The organism is Ensifer sp. MJa1 (genome assembly GCF_037026475.1).
Classification (GTDB): Bacteria; Pseudomonadota; Alphaproteobacteria; order Rhizobiales; family Rhizobiaceae; genus Ensifer.
Genome location: NZ_JAKUMO010000004.1, coordinates 148,421 through 163,368 on the forward strand (window position 1 = coordinate 148,421; position 14,948 = coordinate 163,368).

Consider the following 14,948-nt stretch of genomic DNA (forward strand, 5'->3'; position numbering starts at 1 on the left):
TGTGGTTATGATGCGTCATCCGAAGCCAAAACCGGTGATTTATGCCCTCCAAGAGAAGTGCTGCCCAACAAACAACGAAAATCAGCAAGACCTCGAAAATCCCCCCCGCCCTGCATTCCCTCCGTGGCGTGAAGACCTGGAAGGAAGCCACGGACTGGCTCAAGATCCGCGGCATCGAAGACATCGAATGCATCACCCCCGACCTTGCAGGCGTGCCGCGCGGCAAGATGATGCCGACGTCGAAATTCACCTCCAACACCTCGCTGGCACTGCCGTCCGCCGTCTACCGCCACACGATTTCGGGCGAGTACCCTGACGAAACCGGCCAGTTCCGCTACGATTCCCGCGACAGCGACATCAAGCTCGTGCCCGATCTCTCGACCCTTTCGGTCGTGCCCTGGGAAACCGACCCGACGGCGCAGGTGATCTGCGACATCGTCGGCTCGCAGGGCGAACAGATCAGCTACACGCCGCGCAACGTCCTCAAGCGCGTGGTCGACCTCTACAAACAAAAGGGCTGGAAGCCGGTCGTCGCGCCGGAAATCGAGTTCTACCTCGTTGCCCAGAACGACGACCCGGACTACCCGCTGCATCCGCCGAAGGGCCGCTCCGGCCGCTCGATCCTCGGCGGCCAGGGCTACTCGATCGCCGGCATCAACGAGTTCGACGAACTGATCGACGATATCTACCACTTCTCCGAGAAGCAGGGACTGGAGATCGACACGCTGATCCATGAAGAGGGACCGGCGCAGCTCGAGATCAACCTTCGCCACGGCGATCCGATCGAGCTTGCCGACCAGGTGTTCCTGTTCAAGCGGACGATCCGCGAGGCGGCGCTGAAACACGGCATCTACGCGACTTTCATGGCAAAGCCGATGCAGGGCCAGCCGGGTTCGGCGATGCACATCCACCAGTCGGTGGTCGAGATCAACACCGGCCGGAACCTCTTCTCCAACCCGGACGGTTCGGCATCGAAGGAGTTCTTCCACTTCATCGGCGGCATGCAGCACTACGTGCCGCGCACTCTTGTGATGATGGCGCCCTACGTGAACTCCTACCGCCGGCTGACGCCGGACATGTCGGCGCCGGTCAACACCGCCTGGGGCTACGACAACCGCACGACCGCCTTCCGCATCCCGGTGTCGGAGCCGATCGCGCGGCGCATCGAGAACCGGCTGCCGAGTTCGGATGCCAATCCGTACCTGGCGCTCGCGGCTTCACTCGCTTGCGGCTATCTCGGCATCATCGAGCAGCGGGAACCGACGGCGCCGACGGAAGACACGGCCAACGAAGGCGAGATCCTTTTGCCCCGCGGCCTGCTCGAGGCCGTGGCGCTCTTGGAATCGGCGCCCTCGCTTGCGGACGTGCTGAGCCCCGAGTTCATCGCCATCTATGCCGGCGTCAAACGCGGCGAGTTCGAGACCTTCATGCAGGTCATCAGCCCCTGGGAACGCGAATTCCTGCTTCTCAACGTTTGACCCCGAAAGGTCCTCCATGCCCTGGCAAAGCCCGATCTCGCCCGGTTATTCCTGGTATGAGGCGACCGTTCCGGATCGACCGGAATACCCCGCCATGTCGGGATCGCGAAAGGCGAATGTCGCGATCATCGGCGGTGGCTTCACCGGGCTGCAGGCCGCCTTCAACCTGGCCCGCCAGGGTGTCGATGTGACCTTGATCGACGCCTGCCGCTTCGGCGACGGTGCGTCCGGGCGCAATGGTGGCCAATTCGGCACCGGGCAGCGCGCCTGGGCTGATGAGACGGAAGAAAAACTCGGTCATGAGCGGGCGCAAGCGCTGTTCGACATGGCCGAGAATGCCAAACGTTACGTGCTCGACTTCGCGAAGGCGCACGGCATCGACATCGAATTCGTGCCCGGCCAGCTCTCGGTCGGCCACAAGCCGAGCCTGGAGAAGGACTACCGCAAGCATGTGGAGGCGATGGCGACGCGCTTTGGTTACCCGCATCTCTCCTTCATGGAGCGCGAGGAAACCGCAAGCCGGCTCGGATCCGATCACTACCACTTCGGCATCCGCGACGCCGGCACCGGCCACATCCACCCGATGAAGCTGCTTGTCGGCCTTGCCAAGCAGGCGGCCCTTGCCGGCGCCCATCTTTTCGAGCAGACGAAGGCCCTGAAGATCAGCAGGAACGCGGGCGCCACCGTCATTGTCACCGATCGCGGCACGATTACCGCCGATCGCGTGCTCGTCGCCTGCAACGCCTATGTCGGCAACCTTGAACCGGTGAGCGCCAGCCACGTGATGCCGATCCGCTCCTTCATCGGCGCGACGACGGTGCTTTCCGACCACCCAAACGTCATTCCCGGCGGCGAATCGGTCGACGATTCGCGTTTTGTCGTGCGCTATTTCCGCAAGTCGAAGGACGGACGGCTGCTCTTCGGCGGGCGCGAGGCCTATACCGCGGACAATCCGCGCGATATCTCGACCCATATCCGCCGGCAGATCAGCGAGATCTATCCGGAACTTGCCGATATCGAGATCACCCACGCCTGGGGTGGCTCCGTCGGCATCACCATGCCGCGCACGCCTTTCTGTCGCGAAGTCATGCCTGGCGTCACCTCGATCGGCGGCTATTCCGGTCATGGCGTGATGCTTTCCAACTATTGCGGCAAGCTCTATGCGGACCTGGCACTCGGCAAGGATACCGAGCTGGACCTCCTGAAAGCCCTGAAAATCCCGGCTTTTCCGGGCGGCACGCGGTTCCGCTCCGCCCTTCTCTTCCTCGCGCTAAGCTGGTACGCATTACGCGACAGGTTCTAAAGAAGCGCTTGCGGCAGCATTTTATTGCGCCGCACCCTAGCGCGTTTAAATCGATTAGATTATATGTGTCCGTGACCTGAACAGATCGAGATATCCCATGAGCAGCCAGATCATTCCCGTCGAACCATTTGACTATGTCGTCTTCGGGGGCACCGGCGATCTTGCGGAGCGCAAGCTGTTGCCGGCGCTCTATCACCGCCAGCTGGAAGGCCAGATTACCGAACCGACCCGGATCATCGGCGCATCGCGCGCAGCACTCAGCCATGAGGAATATCGCAAGTTCGCCGTCGATGCGCTGAAGGAACACCTGAAGGCCGACGAGTACAAGGAGGAAGAGGTCGCCAAGTTTGCGGCGCGCCTGTTCTACGTTTCCGTCGACGCCAAGTCCGATCAGGGCTGGGACGCGCTGAAGAAGCTGCTCGAAGAAGGCAAGGAGCGCATTCGCGCCTTCTATCTTGCCGTCGGCCCGGCGATCTTCGGCGACATTTCCGAACGTATCCGCGATCACAAGCTGATCACCAAGAACACCCGCATCGTCGTTGAAAAGCCGATTGGCCGTGACCTTGCCTCGGCCACCGAGCTCAACGACACGATCGGCAAGGTGTTCCGCGAAGAGCAGATCTTCCGTATCGACCACTATCTCGGCAAGGAAACGGTGCAGAACCTGATGGCGCTGCGCTTTGCCAACGCGCTCTACGAGCCGCTGTGGAACTCGGCCCATATCGACCACGTGCAGATCACCGTGTCGGAGGCCGTGGGCCTCGAAAACCGTGCCGGCTACTACGACAAGGCCGGCGCGCTGCGCGACATGGTGCAGAACCACATCCTGCAGCTCGTCTGCTTCGTCGCCATGGAAGCGCCGACCTCGATGGACGCGGAAGCGGTCCGCGACGAGAAGCTGAAGGTTCTGCGCGCGCTGAAGCCGATCACGTCCTCCAACGTCGAACAGGTGACCGTCCGCGGCCAGTACCGCGCTGGCGCCTCCGCCGGCGGCCCGGTCAAGGGCTATCTCGAAGAGCTCGAAGGCGGTGTTTCGAACACCGAGACCTTCGTGGCGATCAAGGCGGAAGTCAGCAACTGGCGCTGGGCCGGCGTGCCCTTCTACATCCGCACCGGCAAGCGCCTCGCCGGCCGCATGTCGGAAATCGTTATCACCTTCAAGCAGATCCCGCACTCGATCTTCGACAACAATGCCGGCCGCATCTCGGCCAACCAGTTGGTCATCCGCCTGCAGCCGAACGAAGGCGTCAAGCAGTCGCTGATGATCAAGGACCCGGGCCCGGGCGGCATGCGCCTGCGCAGCGTCTCGCTCGATATGAGCTTCGCCGAAGCCTTCGCCGTGCGCAACGCCGATGCCTATGAGCGGCTGCTCTTCGACGTCGTTCGCAACAACCAGACGCTGTTCGTACGTCGCGACGAAGTCGAGGCCGCATGGAAGTGGGTCGATCCGATCCTGAAAGCCTGGGAGGAAACCGGGCAGCAGGTCCAGGGCTATACCGCCGGCACGTGGGGACCGAGCCAGTCGATCGCGCTGATCGAGCGCGACGGCCGCACCTGGAACGATGCGATCTAAGGTGCGACCATGACGACAACGCTTCATACATTCGAAAACGGTGCGGCACTGGCAGAGGCCCTCGCCGATGCTGTCAGCAGAACGCTTGCCGCCGGCATTGCGGCGCGCGGTTCGGCGAGCATTGCCGTTTCCGGCGGCTCGACGCCCAAGGCCTTCTTTCGGGCGCTTTCGGGCAGGGACATCGCCTGGGACAAGGTGACGATCACGCTCGTCGACGAACGTTTCGTGCCGCCGGAAAGCGACCGCTCCAACCACGGCCTGGTTGCTGCCAACCTGCTCCAGGGCAAGGCGGCGGCGGCGAAATTCCTGCCGCTCTACCATGCTGCGCCTTCGGCCGAAGCGGCAGCCGAGATCGCCAGCCGCGAAACCGCCGCCATCGGCGCGCCGTTCGATGTGGCGATCCTTGGCATGGGAACGGACGGCCATACGGCGTCGTTCTTTCCCGGCGGGTCTGAGCTTGCGCGTGCCATCGACCCGGCAACACCACGCGGCGTCATCACGATGGAAGCTGAGGGCGCTGGCGAGACCCGCCTGACCCTCACCTTCGCCAGCCTTCAGGATGCGCGGCTTCTGGTGCTGCACATCGAAGGGGAAGGCAAGAAGACCGTCCTCGCCAAGGCTGAAGAAGCCGGCGACGAGAAGGACATGCCGATCCGTGCGATGCTGCGCCGTGCCGCATCGCCGGTTGAGATTTACTGGGCGCCCTAGACCAACATGATGGCGGGTCGAACCGACCCGGCATGAAGCTGGAAACACTTGCAACCCGTGGAGCGCCACCATGGGAACGGACAGGTGTTTCGAAAACACGCCGGAACGCGGCTGCACTCTCCCAAGCACGCCGCACTCCGGTTCGATGACTGGATGAAGATGAGGAGTCAGAAGGCTCCGGAACAGGATTGACCATGTCCGCCGATTCCCGCATTGCCTCGATCACCGCTCGCATCGTCGAGCGCTCGAAACCCCACCGCGAGCCCTATCTCGAGCGCGTCCGCCAGGCGGCATCGAGCGGCCCACACCGCAGCGTGCTTGGCTGCGGTAACCTTGCGCATGGATTTGCCGTCTGTTCCCCCGCCGAGAAGGTGGCGCTTGCGGGCGACCGCGTGGCCAATCTCGGCATCATCACCTCCTACAATGACATGCTGTCGGCGCATCAGCCGTTCGAGACCTATCCCGCGCTGATCCGCGAAGCCGCCCGCGAGGCAGGCGGCGTGGCGCAGGTCGCAGGCGGCGTACCGGCCATGTGCGACGGCGTCACGCAAGGACAGCCGGGCATGGAGCTGTCGCTCTTTTCCCGCGACCTGATCGCCATGGCCGCCGGTATCGGCCTGTCACACAACATGTTCGATTCCACCGTCTATCTCGGCGTCTGCGACAAGATCGTGCCGGGCCTCGTGATCGCAGCGCTGACCTTCGGCCACCTGCCCGCGATCTTCGTGCCCGCCGGGCCGATGACCTCGGGCCTGCCGAACGACGAAAAGGCGCGGGTTCGCCAGCTCTTTGCCGAGGGCAAGGTCGGCCGCGACGAGCTTCTCGAGGCGGAATCGAAGTCCTATCACGGGCCGGGAACCTGCACGTTCTACGGCACCGCCAACTCCAACCAGATGCTGATGGAGATCATGGGCTTCCACCTGCCCGGCGCCTCCTTCATCAATCCCGGCACGCCGCTGCGTGACGCGCTGACCAAGGAAGCGGCGAAGCGCGCGCTGGCGATCACCGCAATGGGCAACGAATTCACACCGGCCGGCGAGATGATCGACGAGCGCTCGATCGTCAACGGCGTCGTCGGCCTGCATGCGACCGGCGGCTCGACCAACCACACGATGCACCTCGTCGCCATGGCGCGCGCGGCCGGCATCGTCTTGACCTGGCAGGACATTTCCGAACTTTCGGACATCGTGCCGCTGCTCGCGCGCGTCTATCCGAACGGGCTTGCCGACGTGAACCATTTCCATGCTGCCGGCGGCATGGGCTTCCTGATCAGCCAGTTGCTGCGCAACGGCCTGCTGCACGACGACGTCCGTACCGTCGTCGGCCAGGGTCTCGACGCCTACAAGATCGACGTCCGGCTCGGCGCCGATGGCAACGTCGAGCGCGTGCCGACGCCGAAGGAAAGTGCCGATCCGAAGGTGCTTGCGACCATCGACCAGCCGTTCCAGCACTCGGGCGGCCTGAAGATGTTGACCGGCAATCTCGGCAAGGCGGTGATCAAGATTTCCGCCGTCAAGCCGGATCGCCACGTCATCGAGGCGCCGGCCAAGATCTTCCACGACCAGGCCGAACTCAATGCCGCCTTCAAGGCCGGCAAGCTTGAGGGTGACTTCGTCGCCGTCGTCCGCTTCCAGGGTCCGAAGGCGAACGGCATGCCGGAACTGCACAAGCTGACCACCGTGCTCGGCATCCTGCAGGACCGTGGCCAGCGTGTCGCCATCCTCACCGATGGCCGCATGTCGGGCGCGTCGGGCAAGGTTCCGGCGGCGATCCACGTGACGCCGGAGGCCAAGGACGGCGGCCCGATCGCCCGCATCCAGGAAGGCGATATCGTCCGTATCGACGCGGTTGCCGGCACGATCGAGGTGCTGGTCGAGGATATCGCGCTGAAGACGCGGGTTCCGGCACACGCCGATCTTTCCGACAACGACTTCGGCATGGGTCGTGAGCTTTTCGCACCATTCCGCGCGATCGCGGGTGCTGCGGACCACGGTGCGAGCGTGCTCTTCCACTAGCACATCCGGGCACACACGCTCCCGAAAGCAAAACGCCGCTCCCTCGGGTCGGCGTTTGTCGTCGTCAGCTCCGTTCCAAAGACGCGTACCACCGCTTACGGGAGCGGGCTTGGGAACATGTCATTGCGCCCGTCATAGCGTTCGACTTCAAGCGTGAAGACATCGACGTTTTCGATGCAGCGGGCGTTGATGGAGATCTTGTTGTCCGGGTAGCCGGTGCGCAGGACCGGCGTGCCGCAGGTCGGGCAGAACTGGTGGCCTTCGTTGAGCCCACGCCAGATGTAGCTCGTAAGGCGGCGCTTCTCGGAGAGCAGCTTCACCTTGGCCGCGTCCACCTTCCAGTGCAGGAAGCCGGAACGACGGCAGGCCGAACAGTTGCAGTCGACGAGGCCGGTCAGGTCCTCGTCGACCTCGAAGCAGATGTCGCCGCAATGGCAGGAAAGGCGATAAGGGCGCTGCATGGATAGGGTCCGGTTCCGTTGCCGAGGACCACAGCCATTCATTGAGTAAGCCGGACCGTCAAGTCGCGCGCAACCCGGCGATGCCCGCCTCAGCGATAGATGTCGAGCGTTCGGTTGCGGTGGTTCGGATGGGTGCTGTAGACGAAGATGCGATTGAGGTCGCGATCGGTCAGCAGCCGCAGGAAGCGCGCTTCGACGATGTTGTTGGCATGGACCCGCTTCAGCAGGCAGCCGACCATCTGGATGCGCGCGCTCGGAATATCCAGATAGAAATTCTGCGGCAGCTGATACTGGGTCAGAATGCCGAGGACGGCGCCGCTTTTCGACAGTTTGAGGATCTCGCAGCGGCGCGAGCTCAGTTGCGTCATGCCCTTTTCGGTATACTCGATGCGCGCCTCGTTCCGCGTGTCCTCCATCGGAAAATTCACTTCCCGATCGTACATGAAGGACTCTTCCTTGTTCAGGAAGTGTTGCTGCATCACGGGCGCCGCGCTTCTCATCGATATGCCTTTCCTATCCCCTTTTGAGACAGGTTAGCGGCAGAGATTTAACAGACGGTTTGATCTTGAACGCGCCATGAAAAAACCCGCCCGATTTTACGGGCGGGTCGATTGGAAAGGGCCGTTCGGGCTCAGCGGCGGTAGCTGCGACCTTCGGCATCGAAGAGATGCAGCTTGGCCTTGTCGGCGGTGAAGCGCACCCTGTCACCGCGATGGACGGGCAGGATGCCCGGGATCTTGGCGATGATCGGCTCCTTGTCGACAAGGCCTTCGATGTAGAGCAGCGTCACTTCGCCGAGCGCCTCGACAATCGAGACCGTACCCTCGAACAGGAAGTCGTCGCCGGTGGTGGTTTGCAGGTCTTCCGGACGCACGCCGAAGCTTGCCGCCTTGCCGTTCTGCGACGCGTCTGTCGGGATATCGAGCGTCACGCTCTTGCCGCCGGTCAGCTTCACCGTCGTCTGCGCACCGGTCGCCGTCACGGTCGACGGGATGATGTTCATCGCCGGCGAGCCGATAAAGCGTGCAACGAAGAGATTGGCCGGGCGCTCATAAAGCTCGAGCGGCGCCCCCACCTGCTCGATATGGCCCAAGGACAGCACAACGATGCGGTCGGCAAGCGTCATTGCCTCGACCTGGTCGTGAGTGACGTAGATCATCGTCGTATCCGACATCCGCTCGCTGAGCTTGGCGATCTCGATGCGGGTCGCGACGCGCAGCGCCGCATCGAGGTTCGATAGCGGCTCGTCGAACAGGAAGACCTTGGGGTTGCGGCAAATCGCACGGCCGATGGCGACGCGCTGGCGCTGGCCACCGGACAGTGCCTTCGGCAGACGGTCGAGATACTTGGTGAGTTGCAGGATCTCGGCGGCGTTGCGCACGCGACGATCGATCTCCTCCTTTGACTCCTTGGCGATCCGCATGCCGAAGGCCATGTTGTCGAAGACCGTCATATGCGGATAGAGCGCATAGGACTGGAACACCATGGCGATGCCGCGCTTCGACGGCGGCACGCTGTTGACCCGCTCGCCGTCGATGAACATGTCGCCGCCGGTGATCTCTTCGAGGCCGGCGATCATGCGCAAAAGCGTCGATTTTCCGCAGCCGGATGGGCCGACGAAGACGATGAACTCGCCCTGCTTGATGTCGAGATTGATGCCATGGATGACATCGACCGCGCCGTAGGACTTGCGGATATCTTTAAGCAGCAGACCCGTCATTGCACCCTCCCCTTCGGTTCTTCCCGTCAGTTCTTGCTTTCATTTTGGTTCGGCCGGCCTTCACACCAGCCGGGCGAAATATGCGCCCCAGGCCGGCAGATTGACCGTTCCATCCTTCACCTCCGCCGTAAAGCCGTGGCCTGCAAGCGCGGCCACCGGTTCGTTCGGAAGCGTGGCCGTTGCCCGCGTGCTGCTCATGTTGAACAGGCAGAACAGCTTTTCATTGCCGTGGCTGCGCACGAAGGCGAGCACCTGCCCTTCCGTGCTCTGGAACTCGATATCGCCCTTGGCGAAGGCCGGATGCGCCTTGCGGAAATGCAGGAAGCGACGGTAGTGCTCGAGCACGGACGCCTGATCTCTCTGCTGCGCCGATACGGCGCGAGCGAGATGCTCTGCCGGCACCGGCAGCCAGGGCTTGGCGCTGCCGAAGCCGCCATTGACCGCGGAGCCGTCCCAGACCATCGGCGTGCGGCAGCCGTCGCGACCCTTGAAGTCGGGCCAGAACTGGATGCCATAGGGATCCTTCAGGTCCTCATAGGCAAGCTCGGCCTCCGACAGCGCCAGTTCTTCGCCCTGGTAGATGCAGACCGAGCCGCGCAGCGACATCAACAGGCTCGCGAGCAATTTCGCATGGGCATCACGATCGGTGACGCCAGCGCCCCAGCGGCTGACATGGCGCACGACATCATGGTTGGAAAAGGCCCAGCAGGCCCAGCCCTCGGGTGCTGCCTTCTGGAAGTTCCTGAGAACCTCGGCGACGGTCGCCGGTGTCGGCGGTTCCGGGGCCAGGAACTCGAAGGCGTAGCACATCTGCATCTTGTCGCCGCCGGAGGTGTATTCGCCGGCGATCTCCAGACCACGCTGGCTGTCGCCGACTTCGCCGACGGCGGCGATCGCCGGGAACTCGTCCATGACGGCGCGGAAGCGCTTCAAGAATTCCAGGTTCTCGGGCTGGTTCTTGTCATAGAGATGTTCCTGGTAGTTGTAGGGGTTCACCGCCGGCGCGGTCTGGGCGTTGCGACGCTCCGGCGCCAGCGCCGGATTGTCACGCAGTTGCTTGTCGTGGAAGTAGAAGTTGATGGTGTCGAGGCGGAAGCCGTCGACGCCGCGCTCCAGCCAGAAGCGCTCGACGCCGAGCAACGCATCCTGAACCTCCGGATTGTGCAGGTTGAGGTCCGGCTGCGAGGTCAGGAAGTTGTGCAGGTAATACTGCAGGCGCGTCGGATCCCAGGCCCAGGCCGAGCCGCCGAAGATCGACAGCCAGTTGTTGGGCGGGGTGCCATCGGGCTTGGAGTCAGCCCAGACGTACCAATCGGCCTTGGCGTTCGCACGGCTCGAACGGCTTTCGACGAACCAGGGGTGCTGGTCCGACGTATGCGACAGAACGAGGTCGATCATCACGCGGATGCCGAGGCGATGCGCCTCTGATATCACCGCGTCGAAATCGGCGAGGCTGCCGAAGATCTGGTCGACATCGGTGTAGTTGGACACGTCATAACCGAAGTCCTTCATCGGCGAGGTGAAGAACGGCGAAATCCAGATCGCGTCGGCGCCGAGGGCGGCGATATGCGGCAACCTGGCAACGATGCCCTTGAGGTCGCCGATACCGTCGCCATTGGAGTCCTGGTAGGAGCGCGGATAGATCTGGTAGATCACCGCGCCACGCCACCAGTCCCGATCGGGCTGCATCGTGGATTTGCTCATTTCGGTCATGCTCATGTTCGTAAACAGTCCTTGGTTGTCAGCCGCCCTTGACCGACCCGGCCAGCAGACCGCGCACGAGATAGCGCTGCAGGCTGAAGAAGACGATCAACGGTACAATGATGGTGATGAAGGCGGAGGCCGTGAGGATCTCCCAGTTGCCGCCGCGTGAGCCGAGCAGGTTGACCAGTCGTCCGGTCAGAACCAGTTCGTCGGGCCCAGCGCCCAGGAACACGATCGCCACAAGAAGATCGTTCCAGGTCCACAGGAACTGGAAGATCGCGAAGGAGGCGAGCGCGGGGAAGGACAACGGCAGGATGATCTTGACGAAGATATCGAAGTCGCTGGCGCCGTCGACGCGGGCGGATTCCATGATCTCGCGCGGCAGGCCGGCCATGTAATTGCGCAAGAGATAGATCGCCAGCGGCAGGCCGAAACCGGTATGCGCCAGCCAGATGCCGACATAGGTCTTGGCCGGCACGCCCAGGATCGTGCCGACGCCGTTATAGAGCTTCAAGAGCGGGATCAGCGACATCTGCAGTGGCACGACGAGAAGGCCGACGACGACGGCAATCAGGATTGCACGGCCGGGGAAAGGCATCCAGGCAAGCGCATAGGCGGCAAAGGCCGCGATCATGATCGGGATGATCGTCGCCGGCACGGCGACCGTCAGCGAGTTGATGAAGGATCGGCCGATGTTCTCGGCACCGAGCACCTCGGCATAGTTGTCGAAGGTGAAACGCGGCGGCGACGAGGCCGTCACGAAGACGCGCTGGCCGCGCGACCCTTCCATCTTCTTGTCGGAAACGATCTCGAAATTGCCGTCCGTCTGGACGGTCAGCTTTTCGCCGTCGTTGAGTTCGGCGGTTTCGCCGGCCTTAAACGCCGTCGGCTCACGGCTGTTGAACCCGAAGGCGGAAATCTGCCCCGCCTGCCCTTCGAGCAGGTTGCCGGAGATCACGAACTTGCCGTCGCGCTCCACCTGGCTCTCGGGGCCGGGCGCCCGGACGACGATGTTCTGAGACGAAGTCGAAAGCGCGGTCCACCAGCCCGATACGGCCAGCTGGTCCTTGTCGCGCAGCGACGAGATCAACAGGCCCGCCGTCGGCAGCGTCCAGAGCGCGACCAGCAAGAGGACGGAAAGGTGGACGACCCACATAAGGGGTGAGCGTGTCGCTGGCGTCATCTCAGTGCCCCTTCATTTCCTTGGCCGCATTGCGGATGTTCCAGACCATGATCGGAATGACGAGGACCATGATGACGACGGCGATCGCCGCACCTCGTCCGAAGTCGCCGCCGCCGCGGAACATCCAGTCGAACATGAGGTTGGCAAGCACCTGGCTCTGCCATTGGCCGTTGGTCATGGCGAGAACGATGTCGAAGACCTTCAGCACGAGGATGGTGATCGTCGTCCAGACGACGGCGATCGTGCCCCAGATCTGCGGCACCATGATCTTGAAGAAGATCTGCCAGCCATTGGCGCCGTCGATGACGGCGGCTTCGATCGTTTCCTCGGAAATGCCGCGAAGGGCAGCGGAGAGAATGACCATGGCGAAACCCGTCTGGATCCAGACAAGGATCGCCATCAGGAAGAAATTGTTCCAGAAGGGCAGCGTGATCCAGGCCTGCGGGTCACCGCCAAAGGCGACGACAATCGCGTTCAAAAGGCCGATCTGTTCTGCGCCCTCGGGCCGAAAATCATAGATGAACTTCCAGATGACGGCGGCGCCGACGAACGAGATCGCCATTGGCATGAAGATCAGGGTCTTGGCGATATTGCCCCACCAGATGCGGTCGGTGAGTGCGGCAATGATCAGGCCGAAGAAGGTTGCCAGCGCCGGAACGACCAGCAGCCAGAGAAAGTTGTTGTAGATCGACTGGCGGAACTCGCCGTCATTGACCATCCAGACATAATTGCTGAAGCCGACGAAGTTCTGGCCCGCACGATCATGGACGCTGTACCAGAGCGACATGAAGACCGGATAGATAAGGTACACTGTCAGCGCCAGGAGCGCCGGCCCCAGGAACAGCCACGGACGGATGGCGTTGGTGATACGCAGGTTTCTGGAGGCAACGGCACCTGATTTTCCCTTCGACGGGAAGATCTGGTCGAGAATGAAACTGGTTCCCCAGAAGTAGGCGGCACATCCGATGACCCCGCCCAACATGAACCCTGCAGCCTTCAAAAGCTGAAACAACATGACATGTCCCTCCCCCTCGGTGCACGCTCGCGTGCAGGGCTGGCGATTGCCGCCGTTCTCATTGGGGCGCGCCGCTTCTCATCGTTGAGAGCAAAAAACGAACGGAAAGCCGCGTACACGTTTCCTCGTCCCGCTGTGGCAGCGAACCCGGGTCGACAGCGGGCGGCAGTTCTGCCGCCCGCTGTCGTTGTTACTTGATGGCGTCCCAGGCCTTCTGCACGCCGTCGGCGACGTCGGCCGACGACTTGCCGCCGACGAAATCGACCATGCCGGTCCAGAAAGCGCCTGCGCCGATCTTGCCCGGCATCAGGTCGGAACCGTCGAAGCGGAAGGTCGTCGCGTTCAGGAGAATCTCGCCCTGCTTCTTCAGCGGCGGGTTGCCGTAAGTGTCGACGTTGACGCTCTTGTAGGGTGTCAGGAAGCTCGTCTGCGCCATCCAGACCTCATGGGCGATCGGAGTCTTCAGGAATTCGATGAAGGCGCGCGCGGCCGGCGAATCCTTGGTGATCATCGCCAGCGTGCCGGCGCCGAGCACCGGATTGCCGAGGTCCTTCTTGCTTTCATAGGGCGGCATGTAGAAGAAGTCGGCGTCCTCGCCGATCACCGTTCCTTCCGGGAAGAACGACGGAATGAACGATGCCTGGTGGTGCAGGTAGCACTTCGGCGGCGAGGCAAAGAGGCCCTTCGGGCTGTCACGGAAGTCGGTCGAGGCAACGGCCGCTGCACCGCCATCGACGAACTTGTCGTTCTTGGCGAACCAGCCGAACTCGTCGATCGCCCCGACGACGGCGGGATCGGTGAACGGAATCTCGTTCTTGACCCACTTGTCGTAGACATCGGCCGGCTGGGTGCGCAGCATCATGTCTTCTACCCAGTCGGTGGCCGGCCAGCCGGTAGCGCCGCCCGAGCCGAGACCGATGCACCAGGGCTTACCGCCGTCAGCAGCAATCTTCTCGGTCAGCGCCTTCAGCTCTTCCATGGTCTTCGGCACTTCGTAGCCGGCGTCCTCGAAGTTTTCGGGCGAGTACCAGACGAGCGACTTCACGTCGATCTTGTAGGGGAAGGCATAAAGTGCGGCGTTGCCGTCCTTGCCCTTGTAGGTCGAGAGGTCGACCCAAGACTGTCCGGCGGCGTAGTTGTCGAGCAGCCACTTCTGGGTGTCGTCGCCGAGCGGCGTCAGGTAGCCCTTGGAGGCGAGGTCGCCGATCAGACCCGGCTGCGGGAGGATCGAGATTTCGGAGGGGCTGCCGGCCTGGGTGTCGATGACGATCTGCTGTTCGTAGTTTTCAGACGACGAGTACTTGATCTCGGCGCCCGTCGCCTCGGTGAAGTAGGCATAGACGCTCTTGAACAGCGCCTCGTCCTCGCCGCGCCAGGGACCGAAGATCGTCAGCGTCTGGCCCTTGAGGTCGTGGCCCTTCTTGAACTCCTCGAAGCTCGCCCAGTTGAACTTCGTGTCCTCACCCGGCTTGAACTTGAGGTCCGCGGCACCGGCGCTACCCGCAAACAGGGCAAAGGCTGCCACGCCCAACAGCAATGATCTCTTCACGTCCTTCTCCTCCCAAGATGAACCCGGATCCCGCCGGGCAGAACCACAATGCGCGAAAAATTCAAAGCGCTTTGAGTTCGCTAACAAACCATTGCGACACGCGCGGAGTCAAGAGATTTCCCTTCACTGTCCTCCGTGCGACGAAATTGTGCTTTGCGGTAACGTTTTGCACCGCGCAATGGTTGAATTCTGCTTTGTTGCTCGAAAAACGGATGCTACACAAACCGGAGGGCGCTGGG

The 14,948-nt window shown here is 62.6% G+C and carries 12 protein-coding genes; 5 read left to right on the forward strand and 7 right to left on the reverse strand.

Features of this window, described 5'->3' with window-relative positions; all coding sequences use genetic code 11:
* The first annotated feature begins 41 nt into the window (after window positions 1-41).
* The 5 genes from MKZ91_RS07690 to edd all read left to right on the forward strand — a co-directional run bounded on the left by MKZ91_RS07690 (window position 42) and on the right by edd (window position 7,077).
* On the forward strand, window positions 42-1,478 hold the full coding sequence (locus tag MKZ91_RS07690; RefSeq protein ID WP_336169686.1) for a glutamine synthetase family protein: 1,437 nt from the start codon (window positions 42-44) through the stop codon (window positions 1,476-1,478).
* A 16-nt stretch (window positions 1,479-1,494) separates the two neighbouring features.
* On the forward strand, window positions 1,495-2,781 hold the full coding sequence (locus tag MKZ91_RS07695; protein ID WP_336169687.1) for an NAD(P)/FAD-dependent oxidoreductase: 1,287 nt from the start codon (window positions 1,495-1,497) through the stop codon (window positions 2,779-2,781).
* Window positions 2,782-2,878: 97 nt separating this feature from the next.
* Window positions 2,879-4,354, forward strand: a complete 1,476-nt coding sequence (gene zwf / locus MKZ91_RS07700; RefSeq protein ID WP_336169689.1) for a glucose-6-phosphate dehydrogenase — start codon at window positions 2,879-2,881, stop codon at window positions 4,352-4,354.
* A 9-nt stretch (window positions 4,355-4,363) separates the two neighbouring features.
* Complete coding sequence (pgl, locus tag MKZ91_RS07705) at window positions 4,364-5,062, forward strand: 6-phosphogluconolactonase (RefSeq protein ID WP_336169690.1); 699 nt, start codon at window positions 4,364-4,366, stop codon at window positions 5,060-5,062.
* A 194-nt stretch (window positions 5,063-5,256) separates the two neighbouring features.
* Complete coding sequence (gene edd, locus MKZ91_RS07710; protein WP_336169691.1) at window positions 5,257-7,077, forward strand: phosphogluconate dehydratase; 1,821 nt, start codon at window positions 5,257-5,259, stop codon at window positions 7,075-7,077.
* A 95-nt stretch (window positions 7,078-7,172) separates the two neighbouring features.
* Here the strand turns inward: edd and MKZ91_RS07715 are convergent, their stop codons facing one another.
* From MKZ91_RS07715 to MKZ91_RS07745, 7 genes are all read right to left on the reverse strand, one after another.
* Window positions 7,173-7,538, reverse strand: a complete 366-nt coding sequence (locus tag MKZ91_RS07715; protein ID WP_336169692.1) for a GFA family protein — start codon at window positions 7,536-7,538, stop codon at window positions 7,173-7,175.
* Between the two features lie 89 nt (window positions 7,539-7,627).
* A complete protein-coding gene (locus MKZ91_RS07720; protein WP_336169693.1) occupies window positions 7,628-8,038 on the reverse strand; it encodes a hypothetical protein in 411 nt (136 codons plus the stop codon).
* 131 nt (window positions 8,039-8,169) lie between these two features.
* Window positions 8,170-9,258, reverse strand: a complete 1,089-nt coding sequence (locus tag MKZ91_RS07725) for an ABC transporter ATP-binding protein (RefSeq protein ID WP_336169694.1) — start codon at window positions 9,256-9,258, stop codon at window positions 8,170-8,172.
* Between the two features lie 60 nt (window positions 9,259-9,318).
* Window positions 9,319-10,971, reverse strand: coding sequence for a beta-galactosidase BglA (bglA, locus tag MKZ91_RS07730; protein WP_442892220.1), 1,653 nt, complete (start codon window positions 10,969-10,971; stop codon window positions 9,319-9,321).
* A gap of 28 nt (window positions 10,972-10,999) precedes the next feature.
* Entirely contained in the window at window positions 11,000-12,145 is a 1,146-nt protein-coding gene (locus MKZ91_RS07735) for a carbohydrate ABC transporter permease (protein ID WP_336169696.1), read from the reverse strand.
* Window position 12,146: 1 nt separating this feature from the next.
* Window positions 12,147-13,160 (reverse strand): carbohydrate ABC transporter permease, encoded by a 1,014-nt coding sequence (locus tag MKZ91_RS07740; RefSeq protein WP_442892215.1) that lies wholly within the window; start codon window positions 13,158-13,160, stop codon window positions 12,147-12,149.
* Between the two features lie 190 nt (window positions 13,161-13,350).
* Window positions 13,351-14,709, reverse strand: coding sequence for an ABC transporter substrate-binding protein (locus MKZ91_RS07745; protein WP_336169697.1), 1,359 nt, complete (start codon window positions 14,707-14,709; stop codon window positions 13,351-13,353).
* Between the last annotated feature and the right edge of the window lie 239 nt (window positions 14,710-14,948).

Excerpts from the sequence above, each read along its gene's own strand:
- MKZ91_RS07725 (WP_336169694.1), bottom strand. The coding sequence starts at position 9,258 with ATGACGGGTCTGCTGCTTAAAGATATCCGCAAGTCCTACGGCGCGGTC.
- pgl (WP_336169690.1), top strand. The coding sequence starts at position 4,364 with ATGACGACAACGCTTCATACATTCGAAAACGGTGCGGCACTGGCAGAG.
- edd (WP_336169691.1), top strand. The coding sequence starts at position 5,257 with ATGTCCGCCGATTCCCGCATTGCCTCGATCACCGCTCGCATCGTCGAG.
- MKZ91_RS07740 (WP_442892215.1), bottom strand. The coding sequence starts at position 13,160 with ATGTTGTTTCAGCTTTTGAAGGCTGCAGGGTTCATGTTGGGCGGGGTC.
- MKZ91_RS07720 (WP_336169693.1), bottom strand. The coding sequence starts at position 8,038 with ATGAGAAGCGCGGCGCCCGTGATGCAGCAACACTTCCTGAACAAGGAA.
- MKZ91_RS07715 (WP_336169692.1), bottom strand. The coding sequence starts at position 7,538 with ATGCAGCGCCCTTATCGCCTTTCCTGCCATTGCGGCGACATCTGCTTC.
- MKZ91_RS07690 (WP_336169686.1), top strand. The coding sequence starts at position 42 with ATGCCCTCCAAGAGAAGTGCTGCCCAACAAACAACGAAAATCAGCAAG.
- MKZ91_RS07735 (WP_336169696.1), bottom strand. The coding sequence starts at position 12,145 with ATGACGCCAGCGACACGCTCACCCCTTATGTGGGTCGTCCACCTTTCC.
- MKZ91_RS07695 (WP_336169687.1), top strand. The coding sequence starts at position 1,495 with ATGCCCTGGCAAAGCCCGATCTCGCCCGGTTATTCCTGGTATGAGGCG.
- bglA (WP_442892220.1), bottom strand. The coding sequence starts at position 10,971 with ATGACCGAAATGAGCAAATCCACGATGCAGCCCGATCGGGACTGGTGG.
- zwf (WP_336169689.1), top strand. The coding sequence starts at position 2,879 with ATGAGCAGCCAGATCATTCCCGTCGAACCATTTGACTATGTCGTCTTC.